Annotated in this window: 16 protein-coding genes and 5 pseudogenes; 13 read left to right on the plus strand and 8 right to left on the minus strand. The window is 67.5% G+C overall.

What is annotated here, in order from left to right; all coding sequences use genetic code 11:
* The first annotated feature begins 7 nt into the window (after positions 1–7).
* The gene (locus IE241_RS05145) at positions 8–889 is read left to right on the plus strand and encodes an IS5 family transposase (protein WP_190020473.1); all 882 of its coding nucleotides are present in this window, start codon (positions 8–10) and stop codon (positions 887–889) included.
* 34 nt (positions 890–923) lie between these two features.
* Here the strand turns inward: IE241_RS05145 and trxA are convergent, their stop codons facing one another.
* Complete coding sequence (gene trxA, locus IE241_RS05150) at positions 924–1,250, minus strand: thioredoxin (RefSeq protein ID WP_190020335.1); 327 nt, start codon at positions 1,248–1,250, stop codon at positions 924–926.
* A gap of 207 nt (positions 1,251–1,457) precedes the next feature.
* Here trxA and IE241_RS05155 point away from each other — a divergent pair, with 207 nt between their 5' ends.
* The 3 genes from IE241_RS05155 (at position 1,458) to IE241_RS05165 (ending at position 3,187) form a co-directional block, all read left to right on the plus strand.
* Positions 1,458–2,300 carry a MerR family transcriptional regulator gene (locus IE241_RS05155; RefSeq protein ID WP_190020336.1) on the plus strand — a complete coding sequence of 281 codons (843 nt, stop codon included), beginning with the start codon at positions 1,458–1,460 and terminating at the stop codon, positions 2,298–2,300.
* A gap of 243 nt (positions 2,301–2,543) precedes the next feature.
* The gene (locus IE241_RS05160) at positions 2,544–2,768 is read left to right on the plus strand and encodes a hypothetical protein (RefSeq protein ID WP_190020337.1); all 225 of its coding nucleotides are present in this window, start codon (positions 2,544–2,546) and stop codon (positions 2,766–2,768) included.
* A gap of 80 nt (positions 2,769–2,848) precedes the next feature.
* On the plus strand, positions 2,849–3,187 hold the full coding sequence (locus IE241_RS05165; protein WP_190020474.1) for a thioredoxin family protein: 339 nt from the start codon (positions 2,849–2,851) through the stop codon (positions 3,185–3,187).
* A gap of 608 nt (positions 3,188–3,795) precedes the next feature.
* Here the strand turns inward: IE241_RS05165 and IE241_RS05170 are convergent.
* Entirely contained in the window at positions 3,796–4,191 is a 396-nt protein-coding gene (locus tag IE241_RS05170; RefSeq protein ID WP_190020338.1) for a cupin domain-containing protein, read from the minus strand.
* Between the two features lie 52 nt (positions 4,192–4,243).
* Here IE241_RS05170 and IE241_RS05175 point away from each other — a divergent pair, with 52 nt between their 5' ends.
* Complete coding sequence (locus IE241_RS05175) at positions 4,244–5,236, plus strand: GlxA family transcriptional regulator (RefSeq protein ID WP_190020339.1); 993 nt, start codon at positions 4,244–4,246, stop codon at positions 5,234–5,236.
* Positions 5,237–5,503: 267 nt separating this feature from the next.
* Here the strand turns inward: IE241_RS05175 and IE241_RS05180 are convergent, their stop codons facing one another.
* Positions 5,504–6,529, minus strand: coding sequence for a hypothetical protein (locus IE241_RS05180; protein WP_190020340.1), 1,026 nt, complete (start codon positions 6,527–6,529; stop codon positions 5,504–5,506).
* On the minus strand, positions 6,526–7,671 hold the full coding sequence (locus IE241_RS05185; protein WP_268254339.1) for an eCIS core domain-containing protein: 1,146 nt from the start codon (positions 7,669–7,671) through the stop codon (positions 6,526–6,528). The genes IE241_RS05180 and IE241_RS05185 overlap by 4 nt, the downstream gene beginning before the upstream one ends.
* 219 nt (positions 7,672–7,890) lie before the next feature.
* Here IE241_RS05185 and IE241_RS05190 point away from each other — a divergent pair.
* Positions 7,891–8,103: pseudogene (locus IE241_RS05190) on the plus strand (diaminopimelate epimerase); the annotation flags it as partial.
* A gap of 19 nt (positions 8,104–8,122) precedes the next feature.
* On the opposite strand, the pseudogene IE241_RS34895 reads toward IE241_RS05190, so the two are convergent.
* Positions 8,123–8,401: pseudogene (locus IE241_RS34895) on the minus strand (transposase family protein); the annotation flags it as partial.
* A gap of 26 nt (positions 8,402–8,427) precedes the next feature.
* Between IE241_RS34895 and IE241_RS05200 the strand changes: the two are divergent.
* The 4 genes and pseudogenes from IE241_RS05200 (at position 8,428) to IE241_RS34015 (ending at position 10,395) form a co-directional block, all read left to right on the plus strand.
* Positions 8,428–9,214, plus strand: a pseudogene (locus IE241_RS05200) (IS5 family transposase).
* Positions 9,215–9,403: 189 nt separating this feature from the next.
* Positions 9,404–9,895, plus strand: a complete 492-nt coding sequence (locus tag IE241_RS05205) for a DUF2975 domain-containing protein (RefSeq protein ID WP_190020342.1) — start codon at positions 9,404–9,406, stop codon at positions 9,893–9,895.
* Positions 9,895–10,116: a helix-turn-helix domain-containing protein gene (locus IE241_RS05210; protein ID WP_190020343.1), complete on the plus strand. Its 222-nt coding sequence runs from the start codon at positions 9,895–9,897 to the stop codon at positions 10,114–10,116. The genes IE241_RS05205 and IE241_RS05210 overlap by 1 nt, the downstream gene beginning before the upstream one ends.
* Before the next feature lie 102 nt (positions 10,117–10,218).
* Positions 10,219–10,395 carry a transposase family protein gene (locus IE241_RS34015; RefSeq protein WP_268254348.1) on the plus strand — a complete coding sequence of 59 codons (177 nt, stop codon included), beginning with the start codon at positions 10,219–10,221 and terminating at the stop codon, positions 10,393–10,395.
* A gap of 185 nt (positions 10,396–10,580) precedes the next feature.
* Here the strand turns inward: IE241_RS34015 and IE241_RS34020 are convergent, their stop codons facing one another.
* Entirely contained in the window at positions 10,581–10,751 is a 171-nt protein-coding gene (locus tag IE241_RS34020; protein WP_229898754.1) for a winged helix-turn-helix transcriptional regulator, read from the minus strand.
* A 49-nt stretch (positions 10,752–10,800) separates the two neighbouring features.
* Positions 10,801–10,932, minus strand: a pseudogene (locus IE241_RS34900) (hypothetical protein); the annotation flags it as partial.
* Positions 10,933–10,947: 15 nt separating this feature from the next.
* Here IE241_RS34900 and IE241_RS05225 point away from each other — a divergent pair.
* Together IE241_RS05225 and IE241_RS34025 are read left to right on the plus strand one after the other, a co-directional pair.
* A complete protein-coding gene (locus tag IE241_RS05225) occupies positions 10,948–11,130 on the plus strand; it encodes a DUF6192 family protein (RefSeq protein WP_190020344.1) in 183 nt (60 codons plus the stop codon).
* Positions 11,131–11,451: 321 nt separating this feature from the next.
* Positions 11,452–11,715, plus strand: a pseudogene (locus tag IE241_RS34025) (transposase); the annotation flags it as partial.
* 93 nt (positions 11,716–11,808) lie between these two features.
* On the opposite strand, the gene IE241_RS34030 reads toward IE241_RS34025, so the two are convergent.
* Entirely contained in the window at positions 11,809–13,254 is a 1,446-nt protein-coding gene (locus IE241_RS34030) for an NHL repeat-containing protein (protein ID WP_229898755.1), read from the minus strand.
* A 624-nt stretch (positions 13,255–13,878) separates the two neighbouring features.
* Between IE241_RS34030 and IE241_RS05235 the strand changes: the two genes are divergently transcribed.
* Positions 13,879–14,301, plus strand: coding sequence for a DUF4190 domain-containing protein (locus IE241_RS05235; RefSeq protein WP_229898756.1), 423 nt, complete (start codon positions 13,879–13,881; stop codon positions 14,299–14,301).
* Positions 14,302–14,460: the final 159 nt, after the last annotated feature.

Here is a 14,460-nt window from a genome sequence, read left to right on the forward strand (position 1 = left end):
GGTCTGCGTGGGGCGGGGTGACTTATCGAATGAAGAATGGGCTCGGCTGGAGCCCTGCTTACCGAAGGATGCCGGCCGGGGCGGGCGTTGGAAGAGCCATCGCCGGGTGATCAACGGAATCTTGTTTCGGCTGCGTGCCGGCATCCCATGGCGAGATCTGCCGGCACGGTTCGGGAAGTGGCAGACGGTGTATGACCGGCATCGCCGCTGGTCAGCCGACGGCATGTGGGACCAGATTCTGAGGGTCGCCCAGGCGGATGCCGACGTGGAAGGTCGTATCGACTGGTCGATGGTGAGCGTGGACTCCACCGTGTGCCGTGCTCACCAGCACGCTGCCGGTGCACGCAAGCAGGCGCCGCACAGGCCGGGCAGGCGCACCCGGCCCGCTCAGCATCGTCCGGATGAAGCCCTCGGCCGTTCGCGCGGCGGGCTGATGACGAAGATCCACTTGGCCGGGGAGGGCGGACTGCGGCCGTTGGCCATGCTGGTCACACCCGGACAGTGGGACGATGCCCCGCAGATGATCGCGGTCCTGGAACGCGTTCGCGTGCCCCGCCCGGCAGGCGGCCACCCGCGCACCAGGCCGGACCATCTCAGTGGTGACAAAGCGTACTCACCACGCTGCAACCGCCGATGCCTGCGGCGTCGGCAGATCAAGCACACCATCCCTGAACGCCGGGACCCGCGGGCCCACCGCCAACGCCGAGGCAGCAATGGCGGCAGGCCCACCGGCTTCGATGCGGCACGCTATGCCCGCAGAAACGAAGTCGAGCGGATGGTCAACCGGTTGAAGATCCACCGGGCCGTGGCTACGCGTTCTGACAAGAGGGCGTACGTCTTTCATGGCACCGTGACCGTTGCAGCCGTAAGCCTGCGGCTGCGCTCCTGACCGCCGGACAGATCCAGACTCCAGGCGTGACCTGTCAGAGGTGCGAGTCGAGGAACGCCTTGAGCTGCGACTTGCTCATGGCGCCTGCCTTCTGCGCGGCCGCCGCCCCATTCTTGAACAGGATCAGGGTGGGGATGCTGCGGGCGCCGAACTGTGCCGGTGTGGCCTGGTTATCATCCACATTGATCTTTGCGATGGTCACCTTGCCTGCATACTCCGGAGCGATGTCCTCCAGAAGTGGTGCCAGCGTCTTGCACGGTCCGGACCACTCGGCCCAGAAGTGCAGAATGACAGTCATATCGGACTTTATGGCGTCTCCTTCGAGCGAGGCGTCACCCACGTGGATAATCTCGCCGGCCATGCGGCCCTCCCCTTAACGATCAAGAAACAGCGGGTTGCCGGTAGCACCTCGACGCCGGAGAGGGGCTGCAAATGCCGACTCAGCCCGAGATGGGAATCCCCGGTGGCGGTCACTTGGCGGGGAGCTGTCTGGCCGCCGTGGTGTTGCACATGCCGTAGCGGCATGTGGTGTCGTCGAGGCACTACGGCACGAAAGGCTCCTTCTGCGATGTACCCCTCCGTCACGCCTCCCCGCCAGGTCAAGATCGGTGATGCTGCCGCCTTCGCCGGGACGACCCCGCGCGCCATTCGCCACTACCACCAGATCGGTCTGCTGCCGGAGCCCGAGCGGGGCGGGGACGGCCGCCGCCGCTACGGCTACGACGACATGATCCGACTGCTGTGGATCCGCAAGATGGCGGACGCCGGCATCAGCCTGGACGACATGCGGACTGCCTTCGACGAAGCCCGGGACATCGAGGAGACCCTGGGACGGCTGGACGAGACCCTGGCCGCCAAGGAGGCCGACATCAAACGCCAGCGCGCCGCCGTCCAGCGCCTGCGGGCCGTGGGCAGCCCGCTGGGGCTGCTCTCCGAACCGGTGACGGACCGCCTCAGCAACCTGCCGCCGGGCGCGCTGCGCTCCTCCGACCTGGACGCCCTGCTGGTCACGGAACGGATCTTCGGCCCGCTGGGCGCCGCCATGCAGGCCGGCGTGTTCATCGTGCTGGCCGCCCACCCCGGCCTGCGGGCCGAACAGGACCGCCTCGACGCAGCCGAGGCCGCCCTCGACGACAGCGTCGATCCCCACGACCCGCGCGTCGAAGAACTCGCCGCACAGGAATACGCCCACCACAAAGCCCTGCAGCAGGCCATCGAGGAAGCCGGACTGGACACGGCCGACGAGGAGCTCTTCGAAACCTACGACGCCGGCCTGGAAGGGGCGGAGGACACGCAGATGGGCGCCCTCGAAGCAGTCACCAAGATGCCCTACGACTACTCCCCGGCCCGGATGCGCTGCATCGAACTCACGGCGCACCTCCTCGGCCAGGACGCCTCCGCAGACAGCTGATCGTCTGCGCCCGCCGCCAACTGCTCCGGCAGCCGGCCGGGCACTCGACTCATGGGAGACGCCTTAGGAGCTACCGGTGAGTCCGCGGGGCATCATAGGCGACGCCTGACGGATCGACATCGCCTCGACGGTCTGTCTGGGCGCGGTGGGGTCGGTGCGAGCGCTGAGGCAGGAACGGAGAACGAATCGGAAGTGCCCAGCTTGCAGTGAAGCCGTTCCTGAGCAGGACGGAAGCAGAGGAGGGTGGCCGCATCTGATGTCGGCGACCGCGTATGGCTCCGGATGAGGATGGTGAATCTGGGCTTCAAGGACAATCTCAAAGCCGAACTGGCGCCGGCCAAGGATACGGAATCCGAGTTCGCGCGGCGGCACGGGGACAAGATCAAGCGGGACCTGGATGCCGCGGAGAAGCAACGCAAGAACTCCCAAGGCGAAACCAAGGCGTGGAGAGACGAGCCGGAGGAGTGACAGCTGCTCTCTGACCTGCCCGGACAGGCCTTAGGCGATGATGGTGCCCCGATATGTCGATCACGAGGTCAGGAGCTCCGATGCCTAGGCGCGTTCATCAGCCACTGGAGGATGCGGAGGTCGACTTTGTTCTCAGGATGAGCGATGGCCCGGTCCTCGCCTACTTTTCCGGGACGTGGCCGAAGGCGATCGAGGCGTGCCGGGCGATGGATCTTGTCGTGGGTCGGATCGCCGAGGAGTACGCGAACCTCCTGACGGCCATCAAGATTGACATCACCCGCTGTCCGGAGGCGACCAAGCGGTACGGCGTCACCGGGGCCCCGTCCGTCGTCCTCCTCAAAGAAGGTGCGGTGGCGGCACGCAGCGCGGGGCCGATGACCCACGCCGAGGTCCGGGACTTCCTGATCGCGCACTTGTGACCGGCCGCCCCGCCCTTCCCCGGCCGGGGAGGCGGCTCCCCGATATGAACGTCCTTGGCGGCTACAGACGGCTGGGGTTGCTCGTGTCCTCCGCCACCCCGCCAGGCGGAACGGGCGACAGTCGGGGAAGCGCTCCAGCACGGCGCGCCGTGTCTCAGGTATCCCACTGGGGGATGGCGGATGGGGGATGGGGGATGGGGAGCTGCGCAGCGGTTTGAGCCCGCGGGTACCGAAAGGTGCGGCGGAGTGATCCACTCGCTGCTCTCGGGCCAGTCGGCTGGTTGGCAACAGAGGATCCTGGTGCGGATCGGCGCGGTGCCTCCCTCACGTGTCCCGGGCGCCGGCCGCCCTCGAAGGCGTCGATGAGGGCGCTGATGCGTCGGGGTTCTCGGCCCCATCGACCCAGGCGTCGTGTGCGGTGAAGACCGGCACGGTCTCCTTTTCGCCGTCGCAGATCACGAGGTACGGCCCGTACCGGTCGAGGAGCATGTCTGCAGCAACCGGCACTGGCGCGGTGGCCAGGACCTCCAGGGCGTCGACGGTAAGCCGGGAGGTTCTCTCCCCCCGGCTGTCGGGCAGGGTCGGGCGGCTGCCCGAAGCCCGTCGGCTCAGGTGTTGAGCGTGTGCCCGGCCGTTGAGTCCACGTGGTCCGGGACCTCGTCGTGGCGATCGCCTACGGTCAGTGTCCCGGCGGGCTCGAACATGAGGATTGCGGCGCCGGACGGAGCGTACGGCTTGTGTTCCGTGCCTCGGGGGACGGTGAAGACCGCGCCCTGCGGGAGCAGGACCGTGCGCTCACCATCGGGCTCGCGCAAGGAGATGTGCAGCTCTCCGTCGAGCACCAGGAAGAACTCGTCGGTGTCGTCGTGGACGTGCCAGATGTGTTCGCCCTCGACCTTGGCGATGCGGACGTCGTAGTCGTTGACGCGCGTGACGATGCGGGGGCTCCACAGGGCATCGAAGGAGGCCAGAGCCTTGCCGAGAGGGATGGGTTCGTTGCTCATGGGCTCATCCTGGACCGTTTCGCACAGTCGGCGTGAGTGCTAGGAATTGCACATGGCGAAAGAATCCTCGCATGCAGTTCGAGCGGCGGGCGTACACCGGGTCGTCGTGATCGTGGACGAGAACTCGAACCCCTTCGAGCTCGGCTGCGCGACCGAGGTGTTCGGTCTGCGCAGGCCGGAGATCGGTCGTGATCTCTACGACTTCAGGCTCTGCTCTCCCGAGCCCCGCACGTTGATGCGAGACGGGTTCTTCACGCTCACGGGAGTCGCCGGTCTGGAGGCGGCCGACGCGGCGGACACCTTGATCGTCCCCAACCGCCCGGACGTCGAGGTGCCCCGCCGTCCCGCCGTGCTCGATGCCGTCCGACGGGCGCACGCACGCGGTACGCGCCTGGTCGGCTTCTGCAGCGGCGCCTTCACACTGGCCGAGGCCGGAGTCCTCGATGGCCGCCGGGCCGCCGCGCACTGGCAGTGGGCGGATTCCTTCCGGGCCCGCTTCCCCTCTGTCCACCTCGAATCAGACGTGCTGTTCGTGGACGACGGCGACATCCTCACCGCCGCAGGCAGCGCGGCCGCACTCGACCTCGGGCTGCACGTGGTCCGCCGTGACTACGGCGCGGAGGTCGCCAATTCCGTGAGCCGGCGGCTGGTCTTCGCCGCGCACCGGGACGGCGGGCAGCGGCAGTTCGTGGAGCGCCCCATTCCCGACCTGCCGGACGAGTCCCTGGCGCCTGTCCTGGCCTGGGCCCAAGAGCGATTGGACTCACCGCTCACGGTCTCTGACCTGGCGGCACGTGCAGCGGTCAGTCCGGCGACGCTGCATCGCCGCTTCCGGGCGCAGCTGGGAACGACACCGTTGGCGTGGCTCACGGGGGAACGACTCGCCCTGGCATGCCGGTTGATCGAGCGAGGTGAGTCCCGTTTCGAGGTGGTCGCACGGCGCAGCGGGATCGGCACCGCTGCCAATCTGCGCACGCTGATGCGCCGCGAGACCGGCATCTCTCCGTCGGCATACAAGGCCCGGTTCGGGCCACAGGCGAACTGACGGCGGGGCATCGCCCTTCCACGCGGCACAGGAAAGCGGGCTGACAACCTTGCCGGGGGCCGGGCTTCGCCGGAGGTATTACCGGCTGCCCGGACCCAAGGCCCTTGCTCGACGGGGCGGCGCCCTGCGCCGCGGGTGGCAGCGCGTGCGCCGCCTGGACGTCGTCGAACAGCTCCGCCCCCTGTTCCCGGGCCGTCGTGACCAGCTCCTTGGCGCTGGACTGGGCCAGGTGCTGTCCACCGACAAGGCGAGGCGCTGACTGAGGAATCACCCGCCGAGGTAGCTTCGAGTGCGGGTGAGGGTGGAGCCGAGGCGGTCGAGAAGAGCGGCGAGCGCGTCGATGGCTTCCGGGCGGTTTGTGTCCTTGTACGTGTTCATGGCGTACTTGACCGTCAGCCGCCATCGCGCATCGGCGTCGAGGAAGTCCTTCCGCTCGGCGGGGGAGGGCGGGGTGGCAGTGCCCATCCGGGACTCGAGAGCTCGTGCTTCCGCCTCCAGGCGGCTTCCTTCACGGCGAAGCTCCCCCACTACGGCGGCGGCCTGTGCGACAACATCCCCCGTGGGTGCTCCCGGGAGCAGAGGGGCCGGCGTTGCGGAAGGCGGGGCCGGGGCTGGGGCCGGTGCGGTGGGTTGCGGTGCGGGAGCGGTGGGCGGGGTCGTGGTCTGGGGTGCGGGGGCGGCTTTCCCCAGCCGGCCGAGGATGTCGGCGATGTGGGCCTGCTGACGGGCGCGGGCGCGGGGGTCGGCGACGACTTCCGGGCGGCAGAGTTCCGTCAGTGCAGCCTGGTCCTCCTCCTGGAGGGCCGCGCGCTGTTCGGCTCGTAGCCGGGTGATCTCCTTCTCCTTCTCGCCGCGTTTGTCTGGAGAGGCATCGGCCGACCGGGCTTGCAGGTCCTCGATGTCGAATCCGATTTCTTCCGATCGGCTGATGCGCACCGGTTCGAGCAGGGCGGATGTAATGACCCAGCCGACCGACGTCTCGGTGCCGAGGATCGGGTCGTCGCTCATGCGGACGGGCGCAGACGTCTCGGTCCAGTCGCCTTCCGTGATGCTTGGTTCGGAGACGGTCAGGCTGTCCTGAATGCCGTTGGTGAAGACGAGCCGGACCTGGACGGTGAGGTATCGCTGTTGCCTGTGTCGCTGAGCGCGGGCGATCTCGAGCCGTTTCCTCTCGGCCAGGGCCTCGCTGCGCTCCTGGAGCTCCTGATTGGCCAGCGCCTTCTCCACTCGTCCCGGAACACGCTTGGCCTCTTCTCTGGCCATCAAGTAGGAGTTGATCGCGCCGAGAATCATCGGGCCGAAGGTCTTGATCCCGCCGACCAGACGATTCGGAGGGCGGCCTGCGGGACGGGCCGGGCCCGGAGCGGGGGCCCGGCCGCTCTTCGCCGGGCCGCTCGGGACGGTCGTCGGTGCGGTCCCGGTCGCCGACGGCTTCGCTGCGGAACCCGGTGTGCCCCCTCCGCCCTCCTGGGGCGGTGGNCACCACCGCCGGGCCTTGCGTGCTTCATCCCCGCCAGGACTTGTCCGGCAGTCTTGGCGTTACGGATGCACATCTGGCGACCGCCCCGGACCCCTTCCGGGCCGATGATGACCTCGAAGTCTTCCAGCTTCAGGTTCTTCCTCTGCAGGAAATTTTTGACAAGGTTCGCGTAGGGCTCTCCACTGACGCTGGGCAGCCCCTTGCTGACGCCGGGCACACCCTCCTTCGTATCTTTGAAGCGGGTCATGAAGTCCTTTTCCTTGGTGAGGTCCAGCACCCGGCCCAGCTTTTCCGGATCCACCATGCCACTGGCGACCCGTCGCACAGCAGGGTTGCCCTCTGCCCGTGTGGTGGCGTATTCCTCGGCAGCGTCCGGCCTGTCCGAGAAATAATGGCCTTCGCCCAGGTCGTGCACCCAGCCCTTCTCAGGCGGCGGCGCTCCTTCCGCGTATCCGCGATACCAAGGTTCCGGCACCAGGCCGATGCACGCCGCAGGCCGAACCGGATGGAACGACGGCTGGGCCATGCCCTTCATGAAGCGGTCGGTGACTTCGTGAGCCTGACGCTCTGAGGCATCCCCGGGATGACTCAACAGTGGTGTGTCCTCGACGGCCGGCGCGGAGGTGTTCTGCACCACGTGCACCAGCTCGTGCAAAAGGAGGGCGGCGCCCTTTCGCGTGTGGGGTTCATAGGTTCCGGGCGCGAAGGCGATATGCGTGCCCATCGTGCATGCAGCCGCTCGAAGGCGTTGCATCTCCGCCGCCGACGCGGGGTCCGTGTGCACCCGTACCGCGCCGAAGTCGTACCCCAGCCGGTGCTCCATAGCCGCCCGGACAGTGGGGCGCAGAGGCGCTCCGCCTCCATACGGCCTTCTGGCTGTGAAGGTCGGCAGCAGCGTGCGCGCGGGGTCCGTGGCGCGTGCCGCGGCACCACGGAGGCGAGCGAATTCCGTCATCACCCAAGTCTGCGGCGCCCGCGAGCGTCGTGCTCGGTGGAGCACGGCGCTGCAGAGCCGCGGAAATGCTCACGGACGGTGCCGTCCCCACGGTGATCGCGGCGGAAGACTGCTCCAGAGGAGTTACCAGGAACACCCGCGAGCAGAAGTGCCACCACGCACACGTCCTCGCCCCGCCGTCACCGCCTACCTCCCCGACGCCCTCGGCTACGTCGACGACGCCGAGCTCCCCTACCCGCCCCCGACGGCCGCCTGCGCGCCGTACGGTCCGCCGCCGACCCCGAGGCCGCCGCGATGGCCGATGAGGCTGGGTGGTTCATGGACTACCGCAACCTCGACGGCAGTCGCGCGGCCATGTGCGGCAACGGCATCCGCGTCTTCACCCGCTACCTCGTCGACAGCGGCCTGGCAGGTCAGGGCTGGTTTCCGGTGGTTCTGGTCATGTTGCCAGCGGGACCATGAGTCCGGTGTTGACGTAAGCGCCGACGCCGCGAGCCATGACGCCCTGGCACTGGGCGGGCAGCCCTGAGTTCCGCCAGACGTGGGTGTCGGCCTTGTTGCCCGGAGCCAGCCGGGCGGTGACGACCACCAGTTTCGTGTCGGCATCGATGATGACCTGCACGTTCGCTGAGAAGCGGTAGTTGCGGCTCGAGGCGCCGACCGTTAGGTCATGCACGGGGATCAAGGTGCCGTCCACGAACCACAACCGGTCCGCGGCATCGACGGGTCGGCAGGCCTGCTCGCTTTCGAGCCGGCCTGCCGGCCCGGAGCCCGAAACGGGGTGGTCGGTGGCGTGATCACCGTGGGGTGATCGACGCGATCGCCTGGAAGTTCCGGACCAGGTCGCAGTGGGTCCATCTGCCGGAGAAGTACGGCTCGTGGAAGGGCGCTTACGCGCGGCTGCGGAACTGGGCGATCGACGGCACCTGGGAACGTGTTTTCACCGCTCTGCTCGCCCAGGCTGACGCGGATGAGGACCTGGAGTGGGTGGGCGCAGTCGACTCGACCATCGTGCGTGTGCACCAGCACGCGGCCGGGCCCGCAAAACGGGGCCCCGGCCGACGAGCCAGGCGATCACGCCCTCGGGCGGTCCCGCGGCGGACTGACGACCAAAATCCATCTGGCCGCTGACGGCCGCTGCCGCCCGCTGCACTTCGTCCTCACGCCCGGACAGGCCGGCGACGCACTCGCCTTCGGACAGGGCATGGCCGCGATCCTGGTGCCGCGGCCCGTCGGAAGGCCGCGCGTCAGGCCGGAGGCGGCCCTGGCCGACAAGGCGTATCCGTCGCGCGCGATCCGCGATCACCTGCGACGGCGCGGGATCAAGGCCGTGATCCCCATCCCCGCCGACCAGCAGGCCCATCGCCGGCGACGCGGCAGCTACGGCGGCCGGCCACCCGCCTTCGACCGCGAGGCCTACAAGCAACGCAACACCGTCGAACGCTGCATCAACCGTCTCAAGCAATGGCGCGGCATCACCACCCGCTACGACAAGACCGCAACCGTCTACCTCGCAGGCAGCTTCCTCTGGTCAGCACACTGATCCAAAAGAAACGGCCTAAACGAGGTCGACTTCGGCAAGATCGAAAACCTTCGCATCGCACCATGCCGCGGGAGAGGGGCGGCGCCATGGCGCCATGGTGTGAAACAGACGCCTGCCCTCCGACCCAGCCTTTGCGTCATCTATCGAAATTCGATAGATTCCCATCGTATCTCGATGTAAGGATGGGTCATGGGAAAGCTGGCAGTGCGCGCGCTGCGCGCCGTGCTCGTGGTGGTGCTCACCGGCACCGTGTTCGTACAGGCATTGATGGTGTGGGCGTTGGTCAGCGGGAGTGACCCGGAGGACGGGTCGCTCCCGCTGACCCCGCTGCGCGTGATCACGATCCTGGGCATCGGGACGGCCCAGGTCGCCCTGGTCTGCATATGGCGACTGGTGACGATGGTGCGACGCGGAACCGTGTTCTCCCACGCCGCCTTCCGGTACGTGGACGTCATCATCGGCGCGATCGTTGCGGCTGCTCTCGTGTGGTTCGCGGTCACGGCCCTGAATGCGCCCGGCCAGCGGGACGATCCGGGCGTCACCCTCATCATGGGCGGGATCGGCGTGGCCATCCTGGGAGTCGCGCTCATCGTGCTCGTGCTGCGGATGCTGCTCGCCCAGGCCGTCGCCCGCGATGTCGAAGCGACTCAGATGCAGGCCGAGTTGGACGAGGTGATCTGATGCCGATCGCCGTCGACATCGACGTGATGCTGGCCCGGCGGAAGATGTCCGTGGGTGAACTCGCAGACCGCATAGGGATCACGCCCGCCAACCTGGCGGTACTCAAGAACGGCCGCGCCAAGGCGGTGCGCTTTGCGACGCTCGCTGCGCTCTGCGAGGTGCTCAAGTGCCAGCCGGGCGACCTGCTTCGCTGGGAGGCCGAGGACACCGCGGGCGAATGAACCGCGCCTGCCGACGCGTCATCGCTGATCCCGCTTGCCTTTGACCAACTCCGCGAGCATCCCGGGGCTGCACCCGGGGACATCCCAGGCCTGCTGGAACGTCTGGCCGAGGTGCCCGACCCTCGCGATCCGCGCGGCGTACGGCATGCTCTGGTCGTCACGCTTGCGCTGACCGCGTGCGCGGTTCCGGCCGGAGCGACCTCCCTGCCGGCTGTGGGTGAGCGGCTCTTCCGCTGCACCGTCTGCGGCACCCATCTCGCCTATGCCGATGCCTCATAACCCACATCGACGTCGACAACCGCGAGAGTGGCTTCATCGATGTCGAGTGGGTTCGAGGCCCGGGGGAAAGCGCTGGCCGCAGCGTGAGATGCCGGCATCGGGACCGCAGGTTTGGGGGACCCGGACGCCGAAGCGGTGCCCGGAGCGAGTCAGCTCAGGACGATGGGGTTCTCGGGCACGCCTTCTCAGCTCTGAACGCGTTGGTCATAGTCCAATTGGTGCGCCCGGATCTCATCCGCGTTGTTGACCGTCCAGTCGTGCAACCGGCCGAACGGCTCCCGCAGGGATTCGCCGATCGGGGTGAGAGAGTACTCGACCCCGACCGGCGAGGTCGGCAGCACGCGGCGCACGACCATCCCGGTTCCGCTCCAGGCGGCGCAGGGTCTGGGTCAAGACCCGCTGGGTCACGCCCTCAAGACGGCGCTTGATTTCGTTGAACCGAGTGGCCTTGTCGAGGACTGATGGGAAGAGCCCGAGCTCGAAGGCGAGGACGAGGGGCCGGATTGTGATCCGGCCCGGATAGCGCGGGGCTTCCACCGGGCGATGGAGTTCATGGACTTGATCGGGGTCTGTCAGGGGTTTGTGGCCGGGGCGAGCCGGCTGGTGCCGAAGCTGCGCGGCCGGGAGTTCACCGAGTCGCAGCTCGCTCTCGTGACGCGGCAGGTGGAGAAGGCCAGGGTGACGGCCGACTGGATCGAGACGGCGGTCTCCACGGGCAGGGTGGAACCTGGATGAGGCCCTGGTCGAGTCGCTGCGGGGCCAGTAGCCATGAAGCGGCGGGCGGGACAGCCCGCTCATGAGCACGGGAAGGCGGTGCACAAGGCCTGCTGGAGGCCCGCCCTGCCCGGCTCACGTTGAAGCAGCTGGTGAAGGCCACCCGGCGGACCCCGGCGCAGGTGTGGACGGCCATCCGGTTCCGGCGGAAGGTCGCGGTCAAGGCCGAGCTCCCACCCATGACCTACAGCCGGGCCGAGAGCTTCCAGCTGTCCGAGGAGCCCGAGGTCTGGATCACCTACGAACGGGCGACCTTCCGGGCCGAGCTGCACCGCATTCCTGATCCGTACCAAGGTCCCTGCGGTTGCGGCTGTCTGGCCCCGGCACTACCCGAGCGACACAACGGACGCCGAATGGGCCAACCTGGAGCCCTTGCTGCCACCGCCGGCCGGAAGGCCGGAGAAGTACCCGCGGCGCAACATCGCCGACGCCATCCGCACGCCAACGACAACGGCTGCAAATGGCGATCAATCCCCCCCGACTGCAGCGTTCCCTGGCGACACGGTATTCGGATTCTTCCAGCGCTGGCGCGAGCGCGGTGTCCTGGCCCGTATCCACAGCGAGCTTCACCAGAGGGTCCGTCTCCACGACGGGCTCAACCCCTGCACGGTCGCGATGATCCTCCATTCCCCGGAGAGGTCACGATTCGTTCGCTTCAGCATCCTTGCCCGGATCGGGCCGCACGCAGAGGGAGATCGCGGTGGGAGGCTCCGAGTCCCCATGGCCGACCTTCAGCACCACCCGGTTCTCCTCCCGGCCGGCCCGCAGCGCAGGGAGCGCCGCCCGGCCCCGGGCGTCCGTGGTCAGGAGGGTCTCTGTCGTTCCGTCGCTGAACGTCGTGCCTCCGTCGGAGACCACACGGCAGGTGAGCGGCACACCGGGGATGGGCAGGCCGTTGCTGATGTACTGAACCACGCCCGACATGTCGGTGTGCTGCCCCGGCGTTGTCTCCGTCACCAGTTGGGACACGAACTGGGTTTTCCCGCAGGGACTTTCGGGGTCATCGGGAATCGGGTACTGCCCGATCGACTTGTTGGTCGGGTTGGTGTACCAGACCCATTTGCCGTGCTTGTCCACGCACAGCCCCATGGCGTCGCCGCCGTTCGGCAGTGACGGGCCCGGGAGCTCGGTAATGCTCTTGTCCGTACGGAAGCGTGAGATTCCCTTGCTGGTCGCTACCCAGAGATTTCCGTCCGTGCCCAGCATCATTTGTCGAGGCGCGCCGAATCCGGAGACGAACCGCTGCGTCCAGCTGCGGAGGGCTATGTCGTACCGACAGATCTGGCTTGGATGTTCGGTGCCCACCCATATCGCGTCCCCATTGGGGCTGGCGACGACGTGAACCGGCTTCTGGCCGCTTCCCCCGGGGAGCGGAATGGGCTCAGGCTGCTCGTCCTTGGCGGGGGTATACCTGTAAAGGCTGTTCGTCTTCCGCGGATAGTCTCCCGCGCTGGCCTGACCCGTCACCCAATAGGTGCAATCGCCGGGTGATTTCGCGTTCGCCGGAGCGGTGACGGCCACGGACCAGAGCCACGTGTCGTAGACCGGGTTCTGCTGGGCGTCCGGAAACGGATACGTGCCGGGAGTGCCGGACTCGTCTTCCGCGTCATAGTATCCGGCCACAGTATGCAGGGGCTCGACGAATATGATCCAATAGGAATACGCGGGTGTCCCGGCGGCACCCGTGTCGATCAGCAGCCACGTGAGGGTCTGAACCCAGGATTCGTAGGCAAGCTTGACCCCGGAGAGTCGCCTCTGGTTCACGATGTCGTATTGGACGACCGAGTCTCCGGCCCAATCGGAGACGCAGGTGAACCATACGGCCTTCCTCCCGTCCGTTCGCGTCGGGCGGGGGTCCGGAATGATTCCGATGCAGGGCGTGGGGACTTCGTCGGTGACCGCGAGTTGGTTGGCAAGGCTTGTCGGATTCACCTGGACGAGCCCGCTCCACTCGGTCGTCACCCAAAGGTATCCATCCGGTCCGACGGTGACGAACTGCGGATCAGAGATGCCATTGAGGAGTGGGTATTCCACGGGTTCGCCAACGCCCGGCATTCTGGACCACTCCTTCGAGATGCCGCTCAAGAATGAAGTGTCCACTATCGGCCCGGCATGGCTACCGTGCAAGCGGCCGTTGGAAGATTGGCTTGAACACGCGCCGTGAGGTGCGCGTTCAGGTATTTCTCAGGTGACTGTTGGCGAAGTGATTCCTCCGCGCCTTGCGGCCCTCTGTGTGGCATATCCATAACACATGCCGCTGTGAATGTTGTGTCAGAGTGCGGCTCCGGGTGTGTGTGAGGTGTATGGGCGCAGCTGTCCAGCCAGAGCGAGCAGGGGACATGAGGAGGGGGTAAGCGGTTCATCCCTTCCTTTCCCCTGTGTCACCGGCAGCCCCCCGGGGGAACCTTCAGCTTGAAGGCCCCGCCGTCCACGTTGTCCATGGCCCCGCCACCGCCGGTAGTGGTGCATAAGGCAGCAAGGGAAGGATCGCCGGCGCGCCGCAATAGGCGAAGAGCGCACCTGAATACGTGGAGCCGCGCAGCAGCGGCCGGACTCCTCTGAACATGGCCAGGGAAGTATGACCGAACGGCCCACCGGCGGTCTCCCCCGATCGGGGGAGCGGATTCTCCCGCCTTCCCGCGATGTGTCCGTGGGCCCCGAAAACCAGAATCGGGGTCTTACCAGTTGACGGGACGGAAGGACAGGCTGATGAACGCCCAGGGAACCGAGACGCCGCTGAACCACACGGTGTCCGCTCAGGACCAGGCCGTACGGACTCGGACGGCACCGAACGGAATGGAGCCGGGCCTGACAGCGCCGAAGAACAGCCTGGCCACGGCCGCCATGACACTGGGCATCATGGGCCTGTGTACCTCGGTCGTCTTCATCGGCGGCCCGCTCGCCGTGATCGGCCTGATCCTGGGCATCGCCGCGCTGATGACGGCCAAGCGGACTGGCGTCGGCCGGGGCAAGGCCGTCACCGCCTTGGTGACGTCGTCCCTCGCGATCGTGGTGTCCGGGCTGGTCGCCGTCTTCATGGTCTGGTACGCGAACAAGACGCAGGAGTGCTACCAGCCCGACAGCTTCCATCACTACACGCAGTGCGTCCGCCAGCACCTGACCGGCACCTGACCGGCCTTCCCTCGCCGGTGAATCGGCTGCCCACTCTCCTCGATCTCCTCATTCTTCTCGACCTCCTCGACAAGGGCGAGCATCACCGTGCGAAACAGAGACACCCGCATGGCCGCCCTGCTCGCCGCCGGCCTCGCGGCGGCTTCCCTTGCGGCGTTG

Origin of the sequence: Streptomyces hiroshimensis (genome assembly GCF_014650335.1) — a bacterium.
In the GTDB taxonomy this organism is placed as follows: Bacteria; Actinomycetota; Actinomycetes; order Streptomycetales; family Streptomycetaceae; genus Streptomyces; species Streptomyces hiroshimensis.